Genomic DNA, 25,164 nt, shown 5'->3' on the forward strand with positions numbered 1-25,164 from the left:
TTACCAATTATCATGTAGTAGAGGGATTCCGTCAGGTAGCGATCCAGGATAATGATAAGAATTCGTTTCTGGCCAGGGTCGTTATGGTAAATTCCGTATTGGATATTGCTTTGCTGTCGGTGGAAGGGGATTTTTCTGCTCTTCCGGATATCCGGTTATCGGAGTTGAAAGAAGTCGCGATCGGACAGAAGATAAACGTGGCCGGCTATCCGTTTGGTATGCCGTTCACCGTGACTGAAGGTACGGTTTCTTCTCCCAGACAGCTGATTAACAACAGTTATTATATTCAGACAGATGCTGCGGTCAATCCGGGAAATAGCGGAGGTCCCATGTTCAATGAACGTGGTGAATTGATCGCCATTACCGCCAGTAAGATCACCGATGCGGATAATATGGGATTTGGTATCCCTGTGGATACACTGAAAAAGGTACTGGAGAATATAGAAAGTCTGGACCGCTCTGTTTTTAATGTGCAGTGTAATAGTTGCGATGAATTCATTTCTGAAGAAGATGAATATTGCCCTTGTTGCGGTGACAAGTTGCCGGAAGAAATCTTTAAAGAGAGGGGACTGACCGATCTGGCTGTATTCTGCGAAGAAGCCATTGAAGCGATGGGAATCAATCCGGTATTGGCACGTGTGGGATACGAAGGCTGGAAATTCTATAAGGGAAGTTCGGAGATACGTATGTTTGTGTACGACCGTTCTTATTTGTTTGCCACCTCTCCGCTGAATATTCTGCCAAAAAAGAATCTGGAACCTGTGCTGACCTATTTACTTCAGACAGAGATTGCTCCTTATCGTTTCGGACTGGATGGAAATCAGATTTATCTTTCTTATCGTGTGCATATATCTGATATATTCTCCGATTATTCGGAAAATGTCAAGACGAATCTGACCCATCTGGCTTTCAAGGCAGATGATCTGGATAATTATCTGGTGGATACTTTTGGCTGTGAGTTTTCCGAATATGCTAATAAAAACGCTATCTGACCAATAACTAAACTATTTGAATATCACTCCTTTCGCTGAATTATTGAGGCGGAAGGAGTGTCTTTTTTTCCTCCCTGCCGGACACTCGCAAATCTATTTTTACGAAGAATAACGAACGTTATATAGGTTTCAAAAAGCTCAAAAAAGGTAAAATGATGTTGCGATTCTCTGTTATTACTTATACTTTTGGACGATTAACAACTAAAAAACACAATAAAGTTATGAAGAAATTGATTTTTTTATTTGCATTTTGCCTTACTGTGACTAACATTTTCGCTCAAACTGACCCTAGCCAATTGAAAAAAGAAGGAAGCGACGCTTTTAATGCCAAGAACTATCCCGTAGCTTATGCTAAATTCAGCGAGTATCTGAAACAAACGAATAACCAGGATTCTGCAATCGCTTATTACTGTGGTATGGCTGCAGATGAAGTGAAAAAGTATGCAGAAGCTGTGACTTTCTTTGATATTGCTATTCAAAAGAAATTCAATATAGGTAATGCTTATGCCCGTAAAGCGCTGGCACTGGATGCTATGAAGAAGACTGACGAGTATGTTGCTACCTTGGAAGAAGGTCTGAAAGTAGACCCGGACAATAAAACAATGATTAAGAACTATGGTCTCCACTACCTGAAAGCAGGTATCGCTGCGCAGAAAGCCGGAAAAGCGGAAGAAGCAGAAGAATGCTTTAAGAAAGTGATTCCTTTGGATCATAAAACATATAAAACCAATGCTTTGTATAGCCTGGGCGTTTTATGCTATAACGACGGTGCGAATATCCTGAAAAAGGCTGCTCCTCTGGCAAACTCTGATGCAGATAAATATGCTGCAGAAAAGGAAAAGGCAGATGGCAGATTTAAAGAAGCTATAGGTTACTTGGAAGAAGCTACCAAAGTTTCTCCGGAAGATACAAAGTCTAAAACTATGCTTTCTCAAGTGCAAGCAGCTATGAAGTAAACTACCAATTCCAGATAGAAAGGGTTGCCGGGGAACATTTTGGCAACCCTTTTTTATTGCTTCTTTTTTTGAATGATCTACTTTTTGCGTACTTTTGCTTTCCCAAAAAGAAAGACTTTATGCAATTATATACAAGAGAAGAAACGATTCGGAGAATAAACCATTTAGGGCAATCCTGCAGGCCTTTTATTTTTATCATTAATTATTTGCAGGATGCCTCTTATGTAGAAGAAGTTGCTTCTGTTGACCCTTCTGAAGTAGTGTATAACCTGAATGGGTTTACCAATCAATCTTTCTCGAATGATGTGCTTTCTTGCTCTGAAAAGCCTGTCCGCTGGAATTCTTATCCCGAATCTTTCGATAGTTACCGCCGATCATTTGATATTGTCCAACGGAATATATTTGCCGGAAACAGCTTTCTGACCAATCTGACATGCCGCACGCCGATAGAGACCAACCTTAGTCTGAAAGATATTTTCTTCCGTTCAAAAGCAATGTATAAATTGTGGGTCAGGGATCAGTTCACTGTTTTCTCTCCCGAGATATTTGTCAGAATCCAACAGGGAAAAATCAGTTCTTATCCGATGAAAGGTACTCTTGATGCATCATTGCCTTCGGCTGTCCGGCAGCTGATGGATGATCCGAAAGAGGCAGCCGAACATGCTACTATCGTAGATTTGATCCGCAATGATTTAAGCATAGTGGCCGATCGGGTATCTGTGTCCCGATACAGGTATATTGATAAGTTGCAGACGAATCGCGGAACTATTCTTCAGACGAGTTCTGAGATACAGGGGACTTTGCCGGATAATTATCGGGAAAGTCTGGGAAATATTCTTTTCAAACTCTTGCCTGCCGGTTCTATCACTGGTGCTCCCAAGAAAAAGACGATGCAGATTATCAGTGAAGCCGAGACGTATGAGAGAGGATTCTATACGGGCGTGATGGGGTATTTCGACGGAAGCAGCCTTGATAGTGCCGTTATGATACGTTTTGTGGAGCAGGAAGGCGACAGAATGTATTTTAAGAGCGGAGGCGGAATAACCTGCCGTAGTGAAGTAGAAAGTGAATATCATGAAATGAAACAAAAAGTATATGTGCCAATTTATTGAAACGATTCGCATAGAAGACGGACAGGTTTATAATCTGTCGTATCACACAGCGCGCATGAACCGGACTCGTGCCGCCTTTTGGAAAGAAGCGGCTCCCATTGATTTGTCCGGCTTTATATCTCCTCCGTCTCTGTCCGGTATCTGGAAGTGCCGTATTGTGTACGGTAAGGAAATCGAAGAGGTCGGATACACTCCTTATCAAATGAGAATGGTTTCTTCCTTGCGTCCGGTTGCTTCGGACACTATTGATTATAGTTACAAGAGTACCAATCGGGAAGAATTGAATGATCTGTTTGCCCGGAGAGGGAAGGCAGACGATATTCTGATAGTGAAAGACGGATATCTGACTGATACCTCCATTGCCAACATAGCGCTGTATGACGGACATACATGGTATACTCCGGCTCATCCCTTGCTTCAGGGGACGAAGCGTGCGGAACTGTTGGATAATCGGTTCATAGTGGAGAAAGATATCCGGCAGGCGCAATTGGGCGATTACTCCCATATCATGTTGTTCAATGCGATGATAGACTGGAAACGGCTCATCATACCTGTCAATGAAAAATATTTTATTCTATAACTAAAATTAACGGAAATATATACAGAACCGTTGAACAAAGCCTCTTTTTAATCTGTTATATTTATGTGTTTTTCATAGTATTAGATAAAGATTAATTAAAAGAGATTGTACTTCACTTGTGAAAGCTTAGAGTACATCAGAAGCAGAAGAGTCTGTTTTTTTGATAAATGTGTTAGAGCATCGGTTTTACCAGGCCGATGCTTTTTTTATGTCCTTTTGTTGCGTTTTGTAGTTTATATGAAATAAAATTTGTACGTTTGTAGGGTAATAATAGAAAATGATGAAGATGAACATACCCGTTATCTTTCAGTTTTTAAAAGATCTTTCTGCGAATAATAATCGTGAGTGGTTCAATGAGCATCGGTCAGAATATGAAGTAGCCCGTGCCGAGTTTGATAACTTTCTGGCAACAGTAATCGCCCGCATTTCTTTGTTCGATGAAACAATCCGGGGAATCCAGCCCAAAGATTGTACCTATCGTATTTATCGGGATACCCGCTTCTCTGCGGATAAGACACCCTATAAGATACATTTTGGCGGTTATATCAATGCCAAAGGCAAGAAGTCCGATCATTGCGGATACTATGTGCATCTGCAGCCTGACGGAAGTATGCTTGCCGGAGGAAGCTTGTGTTTGCCTCCCAACGTACTGAAAGCTGTCCGCCAAGCCATTTATGACAATGTGGAAGAGTATATCTCCATTGTAGAAGACCCCGAATTCAAAAAATATTTTCCTGTAGTGGGAGAGGACTTCATGAAAACAGCTCCCAAGGGATTCCCGAAAGATTTTAAATATATTGATTATCTGAAGTGCAGACAGTTTGTCTGTTCTTATCTTGTTCCCGATGATTTTTTCACTCGGGCAGACATGATGGAGCAGATAGAGAAAGCATTCCGACAGTTCAAGAGATTTGCCGATTTCATCAATTACACAATTGATGATTTTGAATAAAATAATACCTAAAAATATAAACTTAAAAATTAAACTCATATGGTAGTAGATACTTTAGAAAATCTGGAAAAATACGCGTCTTTGAATCCTTTGTTTGCACAAGCTATTGAGTTCTTGAAATCTCATGACCTCCAAGCCATGGAAATAGGCAAGACTGAACTGAAAGGAAAAGATCTGCTAGTGAATATCGCACAGACAAAGCCTAAGACTAAGGAAGAGGCGAAATTGGAAACGCATAATGAATTTATTGATATTCAGATCCCATTGTCGGGAACAGAAGTGATGGGGTATACTGCTGCCAAAGATTGTGTGCCTGCCGACGCTCCTTATAATGTCGAAAAAGATATTACTTTCTTCGAAGGACTGGCAGAGACATATGTAGCTGTGAAACCGGGAATGTTTGCCATCTTCTTCCCGCAAGACGGACATGCTCCCGGCATTACTCCTGATGGAGTGAAGAAAGTGATCGTAAAAGTAAAAGCATAAACCTAATTCAATTCTGATATGAAAGAGACACTCAACATTATCAAAAACGATCCCTGGCTGGAACCTTTCGCAGATGCCATTACCGGTCGTCACCAGTATGCACTGAACAAGGAAGCCGAGTTGACCAATAAAGGAAAACAAACTCTTTCGGACTTTGCATCAGGCTATCTTTATTTTGGTCTGCACCGTACTCCCAAAGGATGGACGTTCCGCGAATGGGCACCGAATGCTACTCATATTTATATGGTAGGTACATTCAACAACTGGGAAGAGAAAGCTGCTTATAAGCTGAAAAAACTGAAAAACGGTAATTGGGAGATCAATCTTCCGGCAGATGCCATTCAGCACGGAGACTTATATAAGTTGAATGTGTATTGGGATGGCGGACAAGGTGAACGCATTCCTGCATGGGCTACACGTGTGGTGCAGGACGAGCAGACCAAGATATTCAGCGCACAAGTCTGGGCACCGGAAAAGCCATATAAATTCAAGAAAAAGACATTTAAGCCTGCTACGAATCCTTTGTTGATCTATGAATGTCATATTGGAATGGCACAACAAGAGGAAAAAGTAGGCACATACAATGAATTCCGCGAAAAACACTTCCACGCATAGCACAGGAAGGCTATAACTGTATTCAGATTATGGCCATTCAGGAGCATCCTTATTATGGTAGTTTTGGCTATCATGTATCCAGTTTCTTTGCTGCTTCCTCCCGCTTTGGTACGCCTGACGAACTGAAAGCGCTGATTGATGCTGCTCATGAGATGGGGATTGCCGTTATTATGGATATTGTCCATTCTCATGCGGTGAAAAACGAAGTGGAAGGTTTGGGCAACTTTGCCGGTGATCCGAACCAGTATTTCTATCCGGCTCCTCGTCGTGAGCATCCGGCATGGGATTCACTATGCTTTGATTATGGTAAAAATGAAGTGATCCATTTCTTATTGTCCAACTGTAAATACTGGCTGGAAGAATATAAGTTTGACGGATTCCGTTTTGACGGTGTGACGTCTATGTTGTATTATAGCCACGGGTTGGGAGAAGCATTCTGTAATTATGGAGATTACTTCAATGGTCATCAGGACGGCAATGCCATTTGCTACCTGACATTGGCGAATGAGTTGATTCATCAGGTCAATCCGAAGGCTATCTCTATTGCTGAAGAAGTTTCCGGTATGCCGGGACTTGCGGCCAAAGTAGAGGATGGAGGTTACGGGTTTGATTACCGTATGGCTATGAACATCCCTGATTACTGGATCAAGACTATCAAGGAAAAGATTGACGAGGACTGGAAGCCTTCCAGTATGTTCTGGGAAGTAACCAACCGTCGCCAGGATGAAAAGACGATCTCTTATGCGGAAAGTCATGATCAGGCATTGGTAGGAGACAAGACTATTATTTTCCGTCTGATTGATGCAGATATGTATTGGCATATGCAGAAAGGCGATGAGAATTATGTAGTCAATCGCGGAATCGCTTTACATAAGATGATCCGCTTGCTGACATCTTCGACGATCAATGGCGGTTATCTGAACTTTATGGGTAATGAGTTCGGGCATCCCGAATGGATCGATTTTCCGCGTGAAGGTAATGGATGGTCTTGTAAATATGCCCGTCGTCAGTGGGATCTGGTAGATAACAAGAATCTGGCTTATCACTATATGGGGGACTTTGATGCTGAGATGCTGAAAGTGATCAAGAGTGTGAAAGATTTCCAGGCGACTCCGGTTCAGGAGATCTGGCATAATGATGGTGATCAGGTATTGGCTTATGGACGTAAGGATCTGATATTTGTATTTAACTTCAATCCGAAACAGTCTTTTGTAGATTATGGTTTCCTCGTTAGTCCGGGAGCTTATGAAGTAATCTTGAATACGGATAATGTTGCATTTGGCGGAAATGGTCTTGCAGATGATTCAGTAGTTCATTTCACGATTGCCGATCCGTTGTATAAGAAGGAAAAGAAAGAGTGGCTGAAACTCTATATTCCTGCACGTACAGCTGTTGTTTTGAGAAAGAAGAAATAACTCAGGGAATAAAAAATAAGAAAGCCCTTGCCGAGCATTTAATGTTTGGCAAGGGCTTTTTTTATAAGAATGTTCCCGGACCGAGAATGTCGTACATATAACTGACATTGCGGGTTTTTAGCAACATTCCTTGCGGGGAATAAAAGAGCTGGTATTTGATATCTACATTATCTTGTCCTACCTTAATGACGATGATTGCCTGCCATTTAGGAAACTCCACCATGGTTACATCATTTACTACCCAACTGGCATAAGGACCGGATACAAAGGCATTGTATACGGTAGGTGTCACCCGGTCGAGACTGACAAGGTCCGTCTGTGTCATTTGCCATTGAGCCTGCGTATTGAACCAGACGTTTTTAGTGAATCCATTCATGACAAAGTTAGCGCAATAATAGCCATCATCCTGCGACCATGCTATACCGTTGGCTTTGGGGTACATCTTTTTGAAGGCGGCCTGTATATTGCCGGGAGGTAAGATTGCGAAGGCAGATACAGACAATAATAATATGACTGCCAAAAAACTAATTTTCTTCATAAGGTTCTGGTTTAGGAAATTATTTATCTAACTAAACAGCCTTTGAGAATTTTTGTTTTCAGTTGGGGGGAATAAATCAGTAGTATCTCCATTGGGGCTGCCTAAAAAGTCAATAGTATCATCAATTCCCCTCCCTTCGGAAAGGAGGAGAGTTAAGATACTATTGATTTATCATTTGCCTTCAATCGGAGCAGATCAGAATGTAATCTTCAGAATCTTCCCATTATAGGCCCCAACGGAAACCTCAGTGGCTTTATAAGGCAATAAACAGATTTCCTCTTTGGCACCGGTCAATAAATCTGTAGCCTGATATTTTTCCATTTGTGGTATCTGTAAGAAATCAAACGCGTGAGAAGGTACGTTGATTGCTACATCAACCAGTTGGCTATCGAAATTGACGATGATGAACAGCAATTCATTCTTATACTTTCGCATAAAAGTATATTGCTTATGTTCGTCGAAACGCCATCCGTTTTTATTGGCGTACATCAGGTCGAAGAATACTCCTTTGGCGATGGATGTCTCTTCATTACACAGCGTAAGTACTCTTTGGTAAATGCTGTACAGGCGTTTATGCTCTTCGGTCAGCATTTTGCCGTCAAACTTACCACCATTGCGCCAGCGACGAATAGTATCCACGCTCCAGTAATCGAATATCGTAGTCCGTCCGTCTCTTCCGCTGAAACCTTCGCTGTCCATTCCCAGTTCTCCAAACTCCTGACCAAAATAAATCATCATAGGATTGGTGTTCATACAAGCAGAAACGATCAGAGCAGGGATTCCTTTACGTGGATCTCCTGCAAAGAAATCGGAAGCGATGCGCTGTTCGTCATGGTTTTCCAGGAAGTTCAGCATTTGTTTTTCTATTCCGTTCAGACTTTGCCAGCAGTGGGTGATGGATGCCGCGGATTCGTAGCCGCAAGCTACATTGCGGAGTGTATCGTATAAACCGACCTTATCATATAGATAGTCAAATTTCCCACGGAAGAGGTAATTGCGGTATTCGTTGGGATTATAGACCTCGGCAATGAAAAGGATTTCCGGATGTGCTTCCTTTACTTGTGGAATAGCCCATTCCCAAAATTCTACAGGAACCATTTCCGCCATATCGCAGCGGAAACCGTCGATACCTTTTGAGGCCCAGAATAAAAGAATGTCCAGCATCTTTATCCAGGTATCCGGAGTCGGGGAGAAATGGCAAGTGCCGCCATTCAGATAATCCACTCCATAGTTCAGCTTGATGGTTTCGTACCAGTCGTTGATGTTCGGTGTAGCGTCAAAACGGTTGTTACCTGTCGCTTTGGCCGGATATTCATGGTAAGGCTCTGCTGCACCTTCTTTCATATCGAACTGGGCACGCAACTCGGACTGCGGTATATAGTAGAAATTATTGTATGGGCTGAAAGCGTAGTTCGGGTCATCGTTTGCTCCCAGTTCGGTAGTGCCGTCCGGTTGTGCATCCGAGTGATACTGGCGTGCTACATGGTTGGGGACAAAATCTATAATAACTTTCAGTCCGGAACGGTGAGTGCGATGTACCAGATTCTCGAACTCCTTCATTCGTTCCGGCACATCGGTTGCCAAGTCCGGATCTACATCATAATAATCCTTGATGGCGTAGGGAGAGCCCGCTTTGCCTTTCACGATGGCGGGGTGGTCGGGCCGTATGTTGAAGCGACGGTAATCCGTCTCAGTTGCATGCTCGATAATGCCTGTATACCAGATATGGGTAGCACCCAGTTTCTTGATTTCTCCAAGTGCCTTGAGGGTGAAGTCGGCCATTTTACCACATCCGTTGGCGGTAATGTCTCCATTATAGACACAATGGTTGTTATTGTTTCCGAACAGGCGTGTAAACACCTGATAGATAATCATTTTATTTTCGTTGTTCATATAGAGTAGATTTTATTTCATATCATAAATATTTTCGGGAAAAGTAAGGAGTTACTTCCATATTTTCCCTTTTTCCGCCAGTGTCTGGTCAAGTAAGTCATTGGCTATCTTATAACCTTGCTCGAAGATTTCTTCTGCTTTTTCCAGTTCGGTGTTGCTGTATCCATAGAGGTTGTATGGCTCGATCAGCAAGTCACATTTTTCTCTTTCGGGGAAAGTATTGGCACGGAACATAAAGTGGAAGGAGCGCATGGCAATGCTTACGATATTCATTTTATAGTCTTGCGCCATGATGGGACTTACGTTAACGGCTACCACCTTGTCGCATATTCTGCGGAGGGTGGAGACCGGAAGGTTCATCATTAATCCGCCATCTACGTAATTGGTTCCGTCGATATTGACCGGAGCAAACATGACAGGCATACAGCAGGAAGCAGCCACACGTTCGGCTATGGAACCACGGTGGAAATGAACCATACGTCCGTGGTCCAGATCGGTAGCCGTGATGATTAAGGGGATTTGCAACTCTTCCAGATTCTTGGCTTTCAGATTGGTATGGAGAAAGTCAATAAATTCACAGAGGTCAAATAGTCCTTTCTTGGGGATGACTAACTTTGTCAGGTCCTGAAACTTATGGCCGGAGAAGTATTCAATCACTTGGTGAGGTTCATTTCCGTCGGCATAAAAAACTCCGGCAAGCGCACCGGCACTTACTCCGGAGATAATGTCCGGTTTGATGTCATGCTCCAGCAGAGCCTGCATCACCCCCAAATGCGCAAATCCTTTAATAAATCCTCCGCTTAAAGCATAGCCTATCTGATATTTACGGCTATTCCAGTTATTTGTGAATACCTCCATGAGTTACTTTCTTTTTTAGTTCGCCACGAATTTAGTGAATTTATTGAAAGTAGGAGGAATATAATGGATAGTTTTTTTGAATTGTATACAATCCTCTGAAAGCTATCCATATTTAGGCTGATGCGGCTAGAATCCGAAATCGTCTATCTCAACTTTATGTTCTTCTGATTCTTTGAAAGGTTTCGCTTCTTTCTGCACAGGGTTTCCTTCGATATATACGGCACGGAACGGGCGGGCAGGGCAGACGTATTCGCAGCCGCCACATCCGACGCAGATCTCTGTATTGACGTGGGGAAGAGTCAGTCCGTCTTTGTAGGGTACCATAGCAATGGCTTGCGTAGGGCAATGCTCTGAACAGGCTCCGCAACTGGTTCCGTCAGTGAGGACAATGCAATTTTCTTCTATAAAGACGACATAGCCCATCTGAGTGAGATGTTTCTGTTCTACCGTCAACGGAGGGATGGCACCGTTGGGACAGACATCGCTGCATACGGTACAGTCGAAATTACAGAATCCTTTTTCGAAACTGACCGTTGGCTGCATCACACCCCCCAGACCGTATTCCATGAAAGCGGGCTTCAGTACATGTGACGGGCATTTGCTGACACAAAGGTGGCATGATGTACAATGTTGCTGGAAACGTTTCTGGCTAACAGATCCCGGAGGAGTAATAGGATTTTCTTTTTTGTATGCCTTTTTGCCTTCCATCGTCGCAATGGACTCTTGCGCTTTCGTAAGAAGCGTGGGAGCTGCTCCGGCAGTAGCCAGTCCGGCAAGCAGAAAACGACGTTTGGAAGAATCTGCAGGCAACGGAAGATGATTCTGTTGCCACCGGTTGTTTTTCTGTAGCGGAAGAACGTTGTTGTCCCTTTGAAGCAGGAGCGTAAACCAGCGCTTTCTGTTTGCAGGCACCGAGACAGTCGAAACAGTCTACACAGCGGCTATAGTCAATAGCGTGTTCTTTGCTGTGGATACAGGCAGCTTTGCATTTGGTAGCGCAAAGTCCGCAACCATTACATTTTGCGGTATCGATACGGACTTTGAACAAAGAATAACGGCTCAAAAATCCTAATACCGTACCTACCGGACAAATGGTATTACACCACGTGCGTCCATGTTTCCATGCCAATATAAGAATGGCAGCAAAGGTCAGTATCGCTATAAGAAGGGAAGAAAGGCTTAATACCGAGGTGTCTACCTGATAAAACGTGTAGTTGTCGAATCTGGAAAATACGGATTCCAGCAGGTTGTTTCCCAGCATATACACCGGTTTGAAGATATGTACTACAATGCGTCCGTATGCGCTATACGGGTCCAGCAATCCCAATACCACTGAGAAGCCGCATACGGAGGCAATTACAGTCACTCCGAGCACGGTCCATCTCAGTATATTCTTTGCAGGACTGTACCGATATCTTTTTTTCTTCTTTCCCACAGACTTTGAAATGCGTGCTATAACATCCTGCCATATTCCCATCGGACAGATGGTAGAGCAATAGATACGTCCGAACAACAGGGTTAACGCAATCAGCACAATCAGTATGCCTATGCTGAGAGATAGCACGGCAGGGACAAACTGTATATGTGCCAACCGATGAAAACTGTTCGGCAGAATATTAGCAAAATCGAGAAAATAAAAAGTAATCAGTGCAAAAAGGACAACTGATATTCCGATACGTATCTTTCTTAGCATGGTGGTTTACATCTTAATTCGCTTGACATTCAGTTTGTCGATGTCCATCGTTCCTACTTTCAGTGCTTCTCCTTTGGCAAGGTGACCTACAGTGTCCAGCGGCATTTCGCGTACTTGATTGAAGAATTTGGCTGCGGCTGTATCTACGGCTACGATATCCGGTGAGATAAAGAGACCTTTCGCCAGCACCACGTCCGAAGCGGAACGTCCTCGCGGTCCGTTGGTCTTCATGATACGGTAGGCGTCTACGACATTAAGCACAGCTTTCTTTTCCAGTGTACAGATGTCCGCAATGCATTGCTGCAGGTCGTTCTGGTGGAAGAAGCCGCGGTCCCAGACGATACCCATATGGTTTTTCATGGAGATAGTCAGGTTGGCGCCTCCGTGATTCTTCAGGATAGGGACGTTAATCCATACATCACAATTCAGGATGGCTTCATGTATTTTCGCCTTCTTCATCTTTTGTCCTTTTGGCAGGTCAACGGGTTTGTAGTAAGACTCCAGGTGGGCCGGCATAACTTTGGCTCCGGCTTCTTTTGCTGCCGCTTCGATACCGCTGTTTTTGTAGCACTTCTGCCAATCGTCGCAGGTATGGTCGAATACGGTGACCTCTTTGGCTCCGGCGGCAAAACATTGTTTGATGATTTCCGTGATCAGTTTCGGATTCGTGTTTCCTGCCAGTTCGGGCACTTTATCCCATCCGATATTGGGCTTTACCACTACTTTCTGTCCGGGCTTGACGAATTGCTTCATACCGCCCAGCTCGCTGATAGCACGACGGAACATGGCTTCCGGTTCGCCGCCCATGACGGCTACCAGGTCCGGTTTATCACCATTTGCCTTGATTGTCTGAGTCAGTATCTCCATCGCCTCTGAACGCTGTATAGTCATGGCGGCACCAGTAATAGCTACTGTCTTTAAAAAAATCCCTTCTGTCCATCTTTCTTTTTTAGTTTAGAGTTTTGCAATTGCCTTTAGCAGGGCGTATCCGCCAAACCATTGAATGAGCATCCCCGGAATGCCGATACGGAAATCTTGTACTGCGATATAGAAATCTCCCTCGATCATCCATTCAAAAGCGGTTCCTATGAGTTGATAGGAGAGAATTACTCCAAGGACGGCTAACAAAGAAACGGTTTTCACGGTACGCGCAGCAAGGGCGGAAGCACCGGCAAGCAAGGTTGATTTTATCAGTATAATCGGGAGAACGGCTTCGGATGGCATGGCAAACAAGACATGATTGATGACAGGAGAAAGAACAGCTGTCAGCAATCCTACCCGAAAGCCGTATTTATAAGCGGCAATTAAGGTAAAAAAGTAAATTGGTAATAAAGTCGGTCCACCGTAAGGAACGAGGTGGCACAGTTGTGGAAGTGCGATGTTGCCTGCTACGAATAACAGGGCGAACAGGTAAGTTTTCACATTGCTGTAATTCAGCGAATAGAGTTTGGCGGATGTTTCCATTTTCATTGATGACTTTAATGTTTAGATTGATGATATCTTATAAGATTAGACTATTCTCGTTTGAAAAAGTTTAATCGGTCTCATAATTTCTTGGCCGGTCAAATCATGATTGGGCTTTAATGTTTACAAAAGTAGTACAAATTTTCAATGAAACGTATTATTTTATCGCTTTTTGTTTATTCATTGAAGTGCGTGAACCGGAACAGTGGATTTCTCCTTCCGGTGACAATGAAAAAAATGTATGATTTATGAATCATCGGTGTTTGTGTTTATAATAAACTTTGTGATAGTTTTAGTAAAACGGTATCTGAGTTTATTATAAACGATGTAATCCCGTTTATGGCTTTCTGTGCTGAAATTTGGCAACAAAAAAGGCTGCGATTTCCATTGGAAGTCGCAGCCTTTAGCTTGTATACCGATGACTCATATCTTATTCGTTATAGGGAAATAGATCTGTCTTGTTGTAATATTGTACTTTCCTCACGGACTGATCAATCTTGACTGTATGTTGCCGTTCATGTGATACATTACAGCAGGTGTGTTGAAAGACAGACTTCTTTTCATTGGTTACGGTTTTATAGGTTTATTATTGTTCTGCTTACAAATATACAACATTAAAAAGGCTTTGTCAAGTCCTGACAGTAATAACCCGTTAAACTCTGAAAAAGTATCCTGTTTAGAAATTAATATCGGATACGTTCTTCTTGCATTCTTCAAGTCTTTCCAGCGCCTTCTTGGATAACTGCGGATAATGTAAGTCCAGTTTTTCCATGCGTTCACAGATAATTTGCCCGACGGCATATCGCATGAACCACTTGTTGTCTGCCGGAATCACATACCACGGGGCAATCTCTGTTGAAGTTTCTGTCAGTACATCCGAGTAGGCTTTCATGTAGTCGTCCCAGTATTGCCGTTCCTTGACGTCGGCAGAAGAGAATTTCCAGTTCTTTGATTCATCGTTCAGTCTCTCCATGAATCGTTTCTTTTGTTCGGCTTTCGAAACGTTCAGAAAGAATTTGATGATGACCGTCCCGTTTTCAGTCAGATAACGTTCGAAATCATTAATCTGCCGGTAGCGGCGTTTCCAGAAGCCGTTGTCTATATCTTCCGTTTTTAGTATTCCGGGTAGCTTGCTGGATAACAGGATTTCGGGATGCACTTTGGCTATCAGTACATCTTCATATTGGGAACGGTTGAAGATTCCGATTCGTCCCCGTTCGGGGAGCGAACGATTGATTCTCCATAAGTAGTCATGATCCAGTTCTTCGGCAGAAGGTTGCTTAAAGGAGTACACCTGACACCCTTGCGGATTGATACCGGACATTACGTGCTTGATCGTTCCGTCTTTTCCGGCAGCGTCCATCGCCTGAAAAATAACCAGAACCGAGTAGCGGTCTTGTGCATAAAGCATACTTTGCAGTTCTGATAGCTTTTCTATATTTTGGACTAATTGTTCTTTGGCATCCTGTTTGGACATATCAGCAGTAAATGAGGGATTGAAATCGGATACATGATGTTCTTTGCCCGGTTTGGCTGTAAGCTCTTTTAAGACTTCTTTTTTCATTGTTGTATAATTAGGTTGTTATAGGTATATAACAGTTGAATAAAGAAATCAGTTCTTGCCAAATTAAGAGTGTTGAATAGTAATTCCCCAATTATGTATCAACAGATTCTACATAATTCCACACTAATTCCACAGTTATATTTATATCGTCTGCTGTTTATGTATTTGATTATCAGTTGTGTATATCAGAGTGAAACGTTTGGCATCTGCTTTGCCATATATTAAGTACAAGAAACAATAAAAACAATAGTTCTATTATTTACACTTAAAAAATTACGATTATGAAAAAGTTATTAGTAGCAGTAGCATTGGTATTGGGATTAGGTAGTTCTGTAGCATTCGCACAGGAAGTAAGTAACACTCCGGCAGTGGAAACTCAGACACAAGCTCCACAGGATGAGTATACAAAGATTGAAGTGAAAGATTTGCCGGAAGCAGTGACACAGGCAATAGCGAAAAGCTATGAAGATGCTACCATCAAGGAAGCGTATGTTGCCGAAAAAGAAACCGGTAAGGTTTATAAAGTAATTCTTACTACAAAAGACGCTCAGGAAGTAACCGTACTTCTGAATGAAAAAGGAGAAGAAGTTAAAGAGATAAAGTAAAACTTCGAAAGTAATAACTCATAGAGAGGTTCCGGTTCGTGATGAATCGGGACCTTTCGTTCGATGTATTAGGTTCTGTAAAATATAGTCGGTAGTAATATATATGGTAACAAAGCAAGGAGGCTTACGACTTATTTTTAAGTAATTCATAATAATGTGCATCAATGAACTGGCCATTCTTGAAGCAAGCTTTATGATGTATTCCTGTTTTCTGAAATCCTGCTTTCTCCAACACACGCATTGATGCGGCATTGTGTTCATAGACCGTAGCATATAGGCGTATTACGTCTGTACGCTGAAAATAATGTTCTATGGCTCTTTTCAAAGCAGCTGTTGCAAGGCCCTTGTTCCAGTATGTTTCCGAAATCCAGTAACCGACTTCTGCATTGAAGCGTTCGACATCCGTTCCGCGGACGAATCCGATATTACCGATTGCCTCATGATTCGCCTCGATGCAATATTCATTCTGTTCCACTTGTTCCGAAGCGTATTTAATGAAGGTATCAGCATCTGTTTCTGTATATGGAAAAGGCAGCCCATCACGGCAGTTATCCCATATCTTCTTATTATTCAGATGCCTTGCTAAGGTTTTGGCATCCGATTCTTTCCAGGGACGAAGTATAAAATCCATATTCTTATTCTTTGTAGCTATTATGGTTTCTTTCCCGAATCTTTCCCCATGCGTGTGTGTCAAACAGGCAACTGCTGCGCATAGTCTCATACATCACCTTAAATCTCGACATCGGAATGGTATAACTCAGTATATCAGCCTCAAAATAAGGGCGTACAGAAGGATCAAAGAATCCGATGAATGTTCTGTATCCGCCTTTACGATTCTCCAGAATCGTCTGTGTGACCACAGAACTGCATCCCGACCCGAAAGTGGAAATCACTGTATCCTCCTTATTATTATCGAAGAAAGCCCAGGTGGTCAGTCCGGATAATATATCGGGATTGACCAGAAAAAGGATTCCTTCCAAATGATCGAACGTTTCCACTTTATCTATACGGGCAAAATGCAGATATTCCTTTTCTGCCCTTGGTACTCCCAGTTGCTCAATAAAGCTTTTTACCATCTCCGGTGTCTGCTTATATCGTTCCTTTAGAGATACGAACGTCGGCACGTGCTCGGGCATATCGGTGAATCCGGTATAAAACTTACCGCCGCCGCAACCAATTGTTTCCGCATTCAGGCTGATGGTATTACCTTCTCTGACTTTACTCATGCTTTTAAAGAAGCATCCGTTCACTTTCACCGTTTCATTTTCAAGAATGTCCGAGTACCAGAATACGATAGGCAATTCAGCATATTCGCCAAAAGCTTCCCGATAGTTTTCGATGAATTTTTTTATTTCCATAATTGGTTATTTTATCTACGTACAAAGTTAAACTAAAAAAGCAAGGAGCAAAGAATAAAGTCCGAAAATATACGTTTGGTATACGGAGCAATGGAGCACTGAGGGACGCTATCAGATCAAAGTTTCTATGATGAATGCGATGGAACTATCGGCAAGAATGAATCTGAATAAATGTCTGAAACTAAGTTTGGTAGCAGAGATGAATGGCGCATTAGCACTGGTGGAAAGGGAAAGATGCCATGTTCTCTCAGCAATACATCATTGTAGGATTACAGTTGGAACTGAATCTTAGTTCTTCTTTCGCCATAACCGCTACCGGAGGATTATCGTGCAACCAGATTGTTTATTACACAACACGTACACTGAAGACCTTTTTCGAAGATATGTCCAGAGATACGGACCCTTATTTCAAACTGGCTGTATATGTTTCGATGGGAATGAAGTATAAGTTCTGAAAAAGTAGTCACTTTATCGCCTTATGTCAGTGAAACGAACATTATATTCAGCATTAAAAGTCATAGGGGTATTTCTGATCATATCCTTGATATTCAGGTGCCCGGTATCACTGGGATAGAGTTTGCGCAAAGCATTCAATATGGTTTCTGACTTTATTACAGACTTTTGCAGGAACGCCCATGCGTTAAGTTTTGGTCTTATTTCATAAAAAAGGGTATTTTGCAAAAGAAAAAGGAGGGAACATAGTGTATTATTCCCGCAAAATGCCGTTATTTGCATCATTAAACAATAAAAGGTTTATTTCGATTTGATTATTTCACATGAATCTTCTCATTTATTGAGCATATCCATCTCTGATTAAGAACTTCCAAAGAACTTTGTTATTGAAATTATTAATTTTTTATATTTGTATTTTATGAATTTGTACATTGGAAATCTTAACTATAACGTTAAGGAATCAGACTTGAGAAACGTAATGGAAGAGTATGGAGCAGTTGCTTCAGTTAAATTAATCACAGATCGTGAAACAAGAAGATCAAAAGGCTTTGCTTTTATTGAAATGCCGGATGATACAGAAGCAGCTAACGCTATTAAAGAATTGAACGGTGCTGAATATGTAGGCCGTCCGATGGTAGTTAAAGAGGCTTTGCCGAGGAACTAATTGACTGAATAACAATCAGTATATAAAAAGAAGGTGTGTTGGTGATCCCAACACACCTTCTTTCGTTTCTGAAAATCCTGCCGGACTATTTCTTAAAGCCCGAAGAATTTATCTCTCTTTTTATTGTCTGCGGTTATTTTTTTCTTACCTTTGGTTCACTAACAACAAACCGATAGAAGATGAATCAAGAACTTTTAATGAATCCTAACTGTCTGGTGGCTGCTTTGGAAAAGCCTGCCGCCGAGTTTACTAAGGCAGATATTATTTCTTTTATTCAGAAGAATAATATCCGTATGGTCAATTTCATGTATCCTGCCGCTGACGGGCGACTGAAAACATTGAATTTTGTAATTAATAATGCGGCTTATTTGGATGCGATCCTTACTTGTGGAGAGCGGGTGGACGGTTCCAGCCTGTTTCCTTTTATAGAGGCGGGGAGTAGCGACCTGTATGTAGTGCCTCGTTTCCGTACAGCTTTTGTCGATCCGTTTGCAGAAATACCGACACTTTCGATGCTTTGTTCTTTCTTCAATAAAGACGGAGAGCCATTGGAAAGTTCTCCGGAACATACTTTGCATAAAGCGTGTAAAGCATTTACTGATGTCACAGGTATGGAGTTTCAGGCGATGGGTGAGCTGGAATACTATGTTATTTCGCCGGATACAGGAATGTTTCAGGCTACAGATCAACGTGGTTATCATGAATCTGCTCCGTATGCTAAGTTTAACGATTTCCGTACACAGTGTATGTCGTATATAGCTCAGACGGGTGGACAGATAAAATATGGTCATTCCGAGGTTGGGAATTTTACATTGGATGGCATGATTTATGAACAGAATGAAATAGAGTTCCTGCCTGTTCGTGCCGAAGATGCGGCAGATCAATTGATGATTGCCAAATGGGTGATTCGTAACTTGGGATACAGATATGGGTATAATGTGACATTCGCGCCTAAGATTACGGCTGGAAAAGCCGGGTCAGGTCTACATGTTCACATGCGTATTGTAAAGGACGGACAAAATCAGATGCTGAAAGATGGTGTATTGTCGGAAACAGCCCGTAAGGCAATCGCCGGAATGATGGAACTTGCTCCTTCTATTACAGCCTTCGGAAATACCAATCCTACTTCTTACTTCCGTTTGGTTCCTCATCAGGAAGCACCGACCAATGTTTGCTGGGGAGATCGCAACCGTTCTGTATTAGTGCGTGTGCCGTTGGGCTGGGCTGCCAAGACCGATATGTGTACTTTGGCAAATCCATTGGAAAGCGAAAGTCATTTTGATACCAGCCAGAAACAAACGGTAGAAATGCGTTCTCCGGATGGTTCGGCAGATTTGTATCAGCTGCTTGCGGGACTGGCTGTTGCCTGCCGTCATGGTTTTGAGATAGAACAGGCATTGGACATTGCAAAGAGAACGTATGTAAATGTAAACATCCATCAGAAAGAGAATGAGGATAAGCTGAAAGCATTGGCTCAATTGCCGGATAGTTGTGCGGCATCTGCCGAATGTTTGCAAAGACAACGTGCTGTCTTCGAGCAATATAATGTATTTAGTCCGGCTATGATTGACGGTATTATACGCAAGCTCCGTAGTTATGAGGACAAAACATTACGTGCCGACCTGGAAGGCAAACCGGAAGAAATGCTGGAACTGGTACATAAGTATTTTCACTGTGGATAAGCAATAAAAGCATTCTGCTTATAAAAATACTACAAATAAAAGAGGGTGCACTCACACGGTGGCACCCTCTTTTATTTAATCTTCATTGTTATCTTCTTCATCATCTACCAGGTTATTGAGTTCAAGTTCCAAGTCTACCAAGTCTTGTTCCCATAACTTTATGATATCTTTCGGTGTATCTTTGGCTGCCTTCTTGATTCTTTCCTGAGCAACAGATACTTCATGCTCTAATTGACTACGTCTGCTCATACAATTCAATATTTAATTAATAAAATTGTAAACAAACTGCCAGGAGAATAGTTCAATAGGATAAATTTAAAAATGGACGGGATGAACTATTTATAAATAAGGGCTGTTGTAGTCTAAAATCTTTTTAAATATACAATTATGCTCAATTTATTAGCCGTGTTTTTAGTCTGTTCAGGTATCGGAATTGCAGTTCACATAGCAATCGATCTGACACATCGTCCACAATCAATGAAGATAATGAATGCAGTATGGATATTAACTGCATTGTGGGGAAGTTACTTAGCTTTATGGGCTTATAATAAGTTCGGACAAGGTGCTCCCATGAAGATGGGAGGTGGTGAAATGAAAATGGATATGTCCGGTATGAAAGACATGAATATGGATATGTCGATGGGAGATATGTCTATGAAACGTCCTCATTGGCAGTCTGTGGCTTTATCGGCTTTACATTGTGGAGCAGGCTGCACATTGGCCGATATAATAGGAGAGTGGTTCACTAATTATATCCCGGTAACCGTTGCAGGAAGTCAGCTTATAGGAAACTGGGTACTTGATTTTATTTTGGCGTTGATCATCGGAGTTTATTTTCAATTCTATGCTATACGGGAGATGGAAAGGATATCGGCGGGAAAGGCACTGTCCCGTGCTTTTAAAGCAGATTTCTTTTCTCTGTTGTCTTGGCAAATCGGAATGTATGGCTGGATGGCAATCGTTTATTTTGTTTTATTTGTCAATGAGCCTTTGCCTAAAGACACATGGATATTCTGGTTTATGATGCAGCTGGCTATGCTTTTTGGATTTTTCTGTGCTTATCCGATGAATGCTTTGTTAATAAAGTTAGGCGTGAAAAAGGGAATGTAAATTTCAGATATTACTTTATCATCGCGGGGATATGTTGGTACATAAAATAGAACCACACGGAGAAATAGAGTTTTAGGCTTTTATTTCTCCGTGTGGTTCTGTTTATCTTTTCAGTAACTTAGGAATATCCGAAGGTTCTTGTGCAACTCGTATACCGGCAGCTTCTAAAGCCTCTATTTTGTCTTTTGCCGAGCCGGAACCTCCCGAAACAATGGCTCCTGCGTGGCCCATCTGTTTTCCCGGAGGAGCAGACTGTCCGGCAATAAATGCTACTACAGGCTTATTTACATGACTGCGAATATATTCTGCGGCCTGTTCTTCCGCGTTTCCTCCGATTTCTCCGATTAACACAATTGCTTTCGTTTCAGGATCATTCTGGAACATTTCCAGTAGCTTAAGGAAATGCAGACCTACCACAGGATCTCCTCCGATGCCGATTGCAGTAGACTGTCCCATACCATTGGCCGTTAAGTGATACACTATTTCATAAGTGAGTGTTCCGCTACGGCTGATGACACCGACATTTCCTTTCTGAAAGACTTGTCCCGGAAGGATTCCTACCATACTTTCTCCGGGAGAAATAAGTCCCGGACAGTTGGGGCCAACCAACATTGCTCCTCTTTGTTCGGCAAACCGATATGCTTTGATGACATCCAGAGTCGGAATACCTTCTGCGATACAGACTATTAGCCGGATGCCTGCATCCGCAGCCTCCATAATGGCATCTGCTGCAAAACGGGCCGGCACAAAGATGATGGAAGTATTAGCCTGTGTCTGTTCTACAGCTTCATACATCGTATTGAAAACCGGAATGCCGTCTACTTCCGTACCTCCTTTGCCCGGAGAAGTGCCGCCAACGACATTCGTTCCATATTCATTCATCTTCTTGGCATGAAAAAGCCCGTCTCTACCGGTGATACCTTGTACAATCAAACGGGTGGATTTATCTATTAATATACTCATCGTTCCTTCAATTTTTATGTGATTTCATCTTAAGATTTGATAGCCATTAAAGCGGCTTCCTGCATAGTTGTAGCTATTTGAAAACGGCTATGGTTGCGTAAAAGATCACGTCCGATATGCTCATTGGTTCCTGTGAGCCGGACAATGACAGGTATATCACTCTTAATCTGATCGAATGCCTGAATAAGACCGATGGCTACATCGTCACAACGGGTGATTCCTCCGAAAATGTTTATCAGGACGACCTTTACTTTCTCGTCCTGTAATAGAAGTTTCATAGCTTCAACCACCTTGACAGGGTTCGAACTACCGCCAATATCAAGGAAGTTGGCAGGGTTTCCCCCATGAAGTTTTATCATATCCATTGTTGCCATAGCGAGTCCGGCGCCATTTACCATACAGCCTATATTTCCATCCATGTGAACGTAGCTGAATCCTTTGTTTTTAGCATCCGCTTCTACTTTTTCTTCTTCTGTAGGATCAAACAAACTCAGTACATCCGGATGGCGGTAAAGAGCATTATCGTCAAAAACAATTTTGGCGTCAATAGCCATCAATATGCCTTTGGCGGTAAGAGCCAATGGGTTTACTTCAACCAGTGATGCGTCATTCTCCATGAAAATATTGTAGAGTGCTTGCAGAATAGCGGCCATTCTGCCGGCTTGTTCCATGTGAGGGAAGAGCGAGAATGCGAAACGGCGTGCCAGATAATCCGGCAAACCGATGAATGGGTCAATAGCATAGCGAATGATTTTTTCCGGTGATTGCCGGGCCACTTCTTCGATATCCATACCACCGGACGCACTCATCATAAGGATGACCGAGCGTGTGTTTCTGTCAATGGTAAAGCTGACATAGTACTCTGCGGCAATATCAACCGCCTCGCTGACCAGTATCTGATTGACAGGAAGCCCTTTAATACTCATACCCAGAATGTTTCTAGCTTCCTGATAGGTATCTTCTGTATTATCTACCAGTTTAACACCTCCGGCTTTTTCCCCGTCCGCCGGTCAGCACTTGTGCTTTAATAACCACTTTGTCCGAGCCCATTCTCCTGTATGCGGCAACTGCACCGGCAGCCGTTCGACATAGGGTATGCCTTTCAACAGGGATCCCATACTTGGAGAAAATTTCTTTTGCTTGATATTCATGTATTTTCATGGTCCGCGAATTTGAATAAATGATTCCTATAATGAAAACAAATGATAGATTCGGAATGTTTGCTCGTAGAGAATACTAATGGTGTGTTTTACAGCATATTAATTGTCTCATGTTTTACTAATAAGCATAAAAAAACGTGTCGGCAAATTAGCCGACACGCTCTATCGTTGAGAAAAGGTAAAGTATATCTACGGATGCTTATGCAATGCCGTGAGCGTTTACTGTACCATCTATTTTCTTGATCAAACCCTGCAATACTGCACCTGGTCCACATTCTGTAAAATCAGTAGCACCATCGGCAACCATATTCTTAACAGACTGAGTCCAACGTACGGAAGCAGTCAGCTGGGCAACCAGATTCTTTTTGATTTCTGCGGGATCAGTATGAGGAAGTGCATCCACATTCTGATATACCGGACATTTGGGAGTATGAATTTTTGTTGCGTTGATAGCAGCTTCCAGCTCTACTTTAGCCGGGTCCATCAACGGAGAGTGGAAAGCACCACCTACTTTTAATGGGAGAGCACGTTTTGCGCCGGCAGCTTTCATCAGTTCACAGGCTTTTTCGATGCCTGGTACAGAACCGGAGATTACGATTTGTCCCGGGCAGTTATAGTTGGCAGGTACGCAAACTTCACCTTCTGCATTAACAGATGCACAGATTTCTTCTACTTTTTCATCCGGTAATGCAATGATAGCGGCCATCGTAGAAGGAGTTGCTTCGCAAGCTTTCTGCATAGCCATCGCACGGGCATAAACCAGTTTCAATCCGTCTTCAAAGCTCAGGGCACCGGCAGCCACCAATGCAGAGAACTCACCGAGTGAGTGTCCGGCTGTCATTTCCGGTTTGAAATCATCGCCCATACAAAGAGCAGAGATAACAGAGTGAAGGAATACGGCAGGTTGAGTAACCTTTGTCTGACGAAGATCTTCGTCTGTACCATTGAACATGATATCTGTAATGCGATATCCGAGGATATCATTTGCTTTTTCAAACAATTCTTTTGCTAAAGCTGAGTTTTCATACAGGTCTTTACCCATTCCTACGAACTGAGCACCTTGACCGGGAAATACAAATGCTTTCATATCTTTATTATTTAATTGATTTTTAAATGCGGGTGCAAAGTTACAGATTTTTATGATACGACCGCACAAAATGTACACATTTGTGCAATGGAGTCGGGAAAATGCCACAGAGGTCCGTTGCCATGACCTATATTCAGGTTTTTGCCTGCAATGATGGCATGAGTAATGTATTCTTTAGCGTGACAGATGGAGTCTTTCATCGAGTATCCCTTTGCCAGATAGCTTGCAATAGCGGAGGAGAGGGTACACCCGGTCCCATGCAGGTTTTTACTTTCTATCTTTTTCTCTTCATATATATAATAGGTGTGATCCGGAGAATATAAGAGGTCGCACATTTGATCGCCTTCCAGATGTCCGCCTTTGATCAGGATATGGGTCTGATAACTGTGGGAGAGTTGCTTGGCGGCTTCCAGCATATCCTGTATATTTTGGATGCTGTTGCCTGTCAGCACCTTTGCTTCATCGATATTGGGGGTGACCAATGTAACAAGCGGCAAAAGTTCTTTCTTAATCTCTTCGATGGCTTCATCTGTCATCAGCTTCCGGCCGCTGGTAGATACCATCACCGGGTCGTAAATGATGTGCTCCGGTGAATATTTCCGTATACAGTCGGCGATGACATGAACGATCTGAATATCGTTAACCATACCTATTTTTACAGCGACAGGTTGCAAGTCCTCCATGACCGCTTCGATTTGTCCGCAAACAATTTCGGGTGGTATTGCATGGACGGCGCGTACCCCTAGAGTGTTTTGCACAGTGACAGCGGTGATAGCAGATGCCGCATAGCCTCCTAATGCCGAGATTGTTTTGATATCTGCCTGAATGCCCGCTCCTCCCGAACAATCGGAACCGGCAATGGATAAAATGACGGGATGACGTTCCATTTTAGATTTTTTAATATTTATCCGGCAAAGATAGAATAAAAATGGCAAGATACAAAATGGGATATCGTTTGAAATAC

General features: G+C 42.5%; 21 protein-coding genes and 5 pseudogenes. 12 read left to right on the top strand and 14 right to left on the bottom strand.

The window, feature by feature from the left end; translation table 11 throughout:
• From HMPREF9007_RS13670 to HMPREF9007_RS13640, 7 genes and pseudogenes are all read left to right on the top strand, one after another.
• The coding region (locus HMPREF9007_RS13670) for a trypsin-like peptidase domain-containing protein (protein ID WP_008761467.1) at window positions 1–992 on the top strand (992 nt) is incomplete at its 5' end.
• Between the two features lie 221 nt (window positions 993–1,213).
• Window positions 1,214–1,948 carry a tetratricopeptide repeat protein gene (locus HMPREF9007_RS13665; protein ID WP_008761468.1) on the top strand — a complete coding sequence of 245 codons (735 nt, stop codon included), beginning with the start codon at window positions 1,214–1,216 and terminating at the stop codon, window positions 1,946–1,948.
• Between the two features lie 119 nt (window positions 1,949–2,067).
• On the top strand, window positions 2,068–3,060 hold the full coding sequence (locus HMPREF9007_RS13660) for an aminodeoxychorismate synthase component I (protein WP_008761469.1): 993 nt from the start codon (window positions 2,068–2,070) through the stop codon (window positions 3,058–3,060).
• Window positions 3,044–3,640 carry an aminotransferase class IV family protein gene (locus HMPREF9007_RS13655; RefSeq protein WP_008761470.1) on the top strand — a complete coding sequence of 199 codons (597 nt, stop codon included), beginning with the start codon at window positions 3,044–3,046 and terminating at the stop codon, window positions 3,638–3,640. The genes HMPREF9007_RS13660 and HMPREF9007_RS13655 overlap by 17 nt, the downstream gene beginning before the upstream one ends.
• Window positions 3,641–3,917: 277 nt before the next feature.
• Window positions 3,918–4,592 (top strand): DUF2461 domain-containing protein, encoded by a 675-nt coding sequence (locus HMPREF9007_RS13650; protein WP_008761471.1) that lies wholly within the window; start codon window positions 3,918–3,920, stop codon window positions 4,590–4,592.
• A gap of 39 nt (window positions 4,593–4,631) precedes the next feature.
• Window positions 4,632–5,078, top strand: a complete 447-nt coding sequence (locus HMPREF9007_RS13645) for a YhcH/YjgK/YiaL family protein (RefSeq protein WP_008761472.1) — start codon at window positions 4,632–4,634, stop codon at window positions 5,076–5,078.
• A gap of 18 nt (window positions 5,079–5,096) precedes the next feature.
• Window positions 5,097–7,108: pseudogene (locus HMPREF9007_RS13640) on the top strand (alpha amylase C-terminal domain-containing protein).
• 61 nt (window positions 7,109–7,169) lie between these two features.
• Here the strand turns inward: HMPREF9007_RS13640 and HMPREF9007_RS13635 are convergent.
• The 7 genes and pseudogenes from HMPREF9007_RS13635 to HMPREF9007_RS13605 form a co-directional block, all read right to left on the bottom strand.
• On the bottom strand, window positions 7,170–7,646 hold the full coding sequence (locus HMPREF9007_RS13635) for a PepSY-like domain-containing protein (protein ID WP_008761473.1): 477 nt from the start codon (window positions 7,644–7,646) through the stop codon (window positions 7,170–7,172).
• Between the two features lie 195 nt (window positions 7,647–7,841).
• On the bottom strand, window positions 7,842–9,539 hold the full coding sequence (locus HMPREF9007_RS13630; RefSeq protein ID WP_008761474.1) for an alpha-amylase family protein: 1,698 nt from the start codon (window positions 9,537–9,539) through the stop codon (window positions 7,842–7,844).
• A 51-nt stretch (window positions 9,540–9,590) separates the two neighbouring features.
• Window positions 9,591–10,397: a patatin-like phospholipase family protein gene (locus tag HMPREF9007_RS13625; RefSeq protein ID WP_008761475.1), complete on the bottom strand. Its 807-nt coding sequence runs from the start codon at window positions 10,395–10,397 to the stop codon at window positions 9,591–9,593.
• Window positions 10,398–10,523: 126 nt separating this feature from the next.
• Window positions 10,524–12,090, bottom strand: a pseudogene (locus HMPREF9007_RS13620) (4Fe-4S dicluster domain-containing protein).
• Between the two features lie 6 nt (window positions 12,091–12,096).
• Window positions 12,097–13,030: pseudogene (locus HMPREF9007_RS13615) on the bottom strand (DUF362 domain-containing protein).
• A gap of 14 nt (window positions 13,031–13,044) precedes the next feature.
• On the bottom strand, window positions 13,045–13,554 hold the full coding sequence (locus HMPREF9007_RS13610) for a hypothetical protein (RefSeq protein WP_008761477.1): 510 nt from the start codon (window positions 13,552–13,554) through the stop codon (window positions 13,045–13,047).
• Window positions 13,555–14,230: 676 nt separating this feature from the next.
• Complete coding sequence (locus HMPREF9007_RS13605; RefSeq protein WP_008761478.1) at window positions 14,231–15,118, bottom strand: polyphosphate kinase 2 family protein; 888 nt, start codon at window positions 15,116–15,118, stop codon at window positions 14,231–14,233.
• Window positions 15,119–15,399: 281 nt separating this feature from the next.
• On the opposite strand from HMPREF9007_RS13605, the gene HMPREF9007_RS13600 reads away from it, so the two are divergent.
• Entirely contained in the window at window positions 15,400–15,723 is a 324-nt protein-coding gene (locus HMPREF9007_RS13600; RefSeq protein WP_008761479.1) for a hypothetical protein, read from the top strand.
• A gap of 124 nt (window positions 15,724–15,847) precedes the next feature.
• On the opposite strand, the gene HMPREF9007_RS13595 is transcribed toward HMPREF9007_RS13600, so the two are convergent.
• Together HMPREF9007_RS13595 and HMPREF9007_RS13590 are read right to left on the bottom strand one after the other, a co-directional pair.
• On the bottom strand, window positions 15,848–16,354 hold the full coding sequence (locus HMPREF9007_RS13595; RefSeq protein ID WP_008761480.1) for a GNAT family N-acetyltransferase: 507 nt from the start codon (window positions 16,352–16,354) through the stop codon (window positions 15,848–15,850).
• A 4-nt stretch (window positions 16,355–16,358) separates the two neighbouring features.
• Window positions 16,359–17,081, bottom strand: coding sequence for a DUF169 domain-containing protein (locus HMPREF9007_RS13590; protein ID WP_008761481.1), 723 nt, complete (start codon window positions 17,079–17,081; stop codon window positions 16,359–16,361).
• A 139-nt stretch (window positions 17,082–17,220) separates the two neighbouring features.
• On the opposite strand from HMPREF9007_RS13590, the pseudogene HMPREF9007_RS13585 reads away from it, so the two are divergent.
• The 3 genes and pseudogenes from HMPREF9007_RS13585 (at window position 17,221) to HMPREF9007_RS13575 (ending at window position 19,880) form a co-directional block, all read left to right on the top strand.
• Window positions 17,221–17,536 (top strand): annotated as a pseudogene (locus HMPREF9007_RS13585) (DUF6268 family outer membrane beta-barrel protein).
• A 416-nt stretch (window positions 17,537–17,952) separates the two neighbouring features.
• Window positions 17,953–18,198: an RNA-binding protein gene (locus HMPREF9007_RS13580; protein ID WP_008761483.1), complete on the top strand. Its 246-nt coding sequence runs from the start codon at window positions 17,953–17,955 to the stop codon at window positions 18,196–18,198.
• Window positions 18,199–18,377: 179 nt separating this feature from the next.
• Window positions 18,378–19,880, top strand: coding sequence for a glutamine synthetase family protein (locus tag HMPREF9007_RS13575; RefSeq protein ID WP_008761484.1), 1,503 nt, complete (start codon window positions 18,378–18,380; stop codon window positions 19,878–19,880).
• A gap of 75 nt (window positions 19,881–19,955) precedes the next feature.
• On the opposite strand, the gene HMPREF9007_RS27145 is transcribed toward HMPREF9007_RS13575, so the two are convergent.
• On the bottom strand, window positions 19,956–20,129 hold the full coding sequence (locus HMPREF9007_RS27145; protein WP_008761485.1) for a hypothetical protein: 174 nt from the start codon (window positions 20,127–20,129) through the stop codon (window positions 19,956–19,958).
• A gap of 138 nt (window positions 20,130–20,267) precedes the next feature.
• Here HMPREF9007_RS27145 and HMPREF9007_RS13570 point away from each other — a divergent pair, with 138 nt between their 5' ends.
• Window positions 20,268–20,990: a DUF4396 domain-containing protein gene (locus HMPREF9007_RS13570; RefSeq protein ID WP_008761486.1), complete on the top strand. Its 723-nt coding sequence runs from the start codon at window positions 20,268–20,270 to the stop codon at window positions 20,988–20,990.
• A 102-nt stretch (window positions 20,991–21,092) separates the two neighbouring features.
• Here HMPREF9007_RS13570 and sucD read toward each other — a convergent pair whose 3' ends face one another.
• The 4 genes and pseudogenes from sucD to thiD form a co-directional block, all read right to left on the bottom strand.
• Entirely contained in the window at window positions 21,093–21,953 is an 861-nt protein-coding gene (gene sucD / locus HMPREF9007_RS13565) for a succinate--CoA ligase subunit alpha (protein ID WP_008761487.1), read from the bottom strand.
• A 29-nt stretch (window positions 21,954–21,982) separates the two neighbouring features.
• Window positions 21,983–23,114 (bottom strand): annotated as a pseudogene (gene sucC / locus HMPREF9007_RS13560) (ADP-forming succinate--CoA ligase subunit beta).
• 198 nt (window positions 23,115–23,312) lie between these two features.
• Entirely contained in the window at window positions 23,313–24,200 is an 888-nt protein-coding gene (gene fabD, locus HMPREF9007_RS13555; protein WP_008761488.1) for an ACP S-malonyltransferase, read from the bottom strand.
• Between the two features lie 50 nt (window positions 24,201–24,250).
• On the bottom strand, window positions 24,251–25,087 hold the full coding sequence (gene thiD, locus HMPREF9007_RS13550; RefSeq protein ID WP_008761489.1) for a bifunctional hydroxymethylpyrimidine kinase/phosphomethylpyrimidine kinase: 837 nt from the start codon (window positions 25,085–25,087) through the stop codon (window positions 24,251–24,253).
• Between the last annotated feature and the right edge of the window lie 77 nt (window positions 25,088–25,164).

The sequence above is a fragment of the Bacteroides sp. 1_1_14 genome (genome assembly GCF_000162515.1).
GTDB lineage: Bacteria > Bacteroidota > Bacteroidia > Bacteroidales > Bacteroidaceae > Bacteroides > Bacteroides thetaiotaomicron.

Excerpts from the sequence above, each read along its gene's own strand:
- HMPREF9007_RS13665 (WP_008761468.1), top strand. The coding sequence starts at position 1,214 with ATGAAGAAATTGATTTTTTTATTTGCATTTTGCCTTACTGTGACTAAC.
- HMPREF9007_RS13660 (WP_008761469.1), top strand. The coding sequence starts at position 2,068 with ATGCAATTATATACAAGAGAAGAAACGATTCGGAGAATAAACCATTTA.
- HMPREF9007_RS13655 (WP_008761470.1), top strand. The coding sequence starts at position 3,044 with ATGTGCCAATTTATTGAAACGATTCGCATAGAAGACGGACAGGTTTAT.
- HMPREF9007_RS13650 (WP_008761471.1), top strand. The coding sequence starts at position 3,918 with ATGATGAAGATGAACATACCCGTTATCTTTCAGTTTTTAAAAGATCTT.
- HMPREF9007_RS13645 (WP_008761472.1), top strand. The coding sequence starts at position 4,632 with ATGGTAGTAGATACTTTAGAAAATCTGGAAAAATACGCGTCTTTGAAT.
- HMPREF9007_RS13635 (WP_008761473.1), bottom strand. The coding sequence starts at position 7,646 with ATGAAGAAAATTAGTTTTTTGGCAGTCATATTATTATTGTCTGTATCT.
- HMPREF9007_RS13630 (WP_008761474.1), bottom strand. The coding sequence starts at position 9,539 with ATGAACAACGAAAATAAAATGATTATCTATCAGGTGTTTACACGCCTG.
- HMPREF9007_RS13625 (WP_008761475.1), bottom strand. The coding sequence starts at position 10,397 with ATGGAGGTATTCACAAATAACTGGAATAGCCGTAAATATCAGATAGGC.
- HMPREF9007_RS13610 (WP_008761477.1), bottom strand. The coding sequence starts at position 13,554 with ATGGAAACATCCGCCAAACTCTATTCGCTGAATTACAGCAATGTGAAA.
- HMPREF9007_RS13605 (WP_008761478.1), bottom strand. The coding sequence starts at position 15,118 with ATGAAAAAAGAAGTCTTAAAAGAGCTTACAGCCAAACCGGGCAAAGAA.
- HMPREF9007_RS13600 (WP_008761479.1), top strand. The coding sequence starts at position 15,400 with ATGAAAAAGTTATTAGTAGCAGTAGCATTGGTATTGGGATTAGGTAGT.
- HMPREF9007_RS13595 (WP_008761480.1), bottom strand. The coding sequence starts at position 16,354 with ATGGATTTTATACTTCGTCCCTGGAAAGAATCGGATGCCAAAACCTTA.
- HMPREF9007_RS13590 (WP_008761481.1), bottom strand. The coding sequence starts at position 17,081 with ATGGAAATAAAAAAATTCATCGAAAACTATCGGGAAGCTTTTGGCGAA.
- HMPREF9007_RS13580 (WP_008761483.1), top strand. The coding sequence starts at position 17,953 with ATGAATTTGTACATTGGAAATCTTAACTATAACGTTAAGGAATCAGAC.
- HMPREF9007_RS13575 (WP_008761484.1), top strand. The coding sequence starts at position 18,378 with ATGAATCAAGAACTTTTAATGAATCCTAACTGTCTGGTGGCTGCTTTG.
- HMPREF9007_RS27145 (WP_008761485.1), bottom strand. The coding sequence starts at position 20,129 with ATGAGCAGACGTAGTCAATTAGAGCATGAAGTATCTGTTGCTCAGGAA.
- HMPREF9007_RS13570 (WP_008761486.1), top strand. The coding sequence starts at position 20,268 with ATGCTCAATTTATTAGCCGTGTTTTTAGTCTGTTCAGGTATCGGAATT.
- sucD (WP_008761487.1), bottom strand. The coding sequence starts at position 21,953 with ATGAGTATATTAATAGATAAATCCACCCGTTTGATTGTACAAGGTATC.
- fabD (WP_008761488.1), bottom strand. The coding sequence starts at position 24,200 with ATGAAAGCATTTGTATTTCCCGGTCAAGGTGCTCAGTTCGTAGGAATG.
- thiD (WP_008761489.1), bottom strand. The coding sequence starts at position 25,087 with ATGGAACGTCATCCCGTCATTTTATCCATTGCCGGTTCCGATTGTTCG.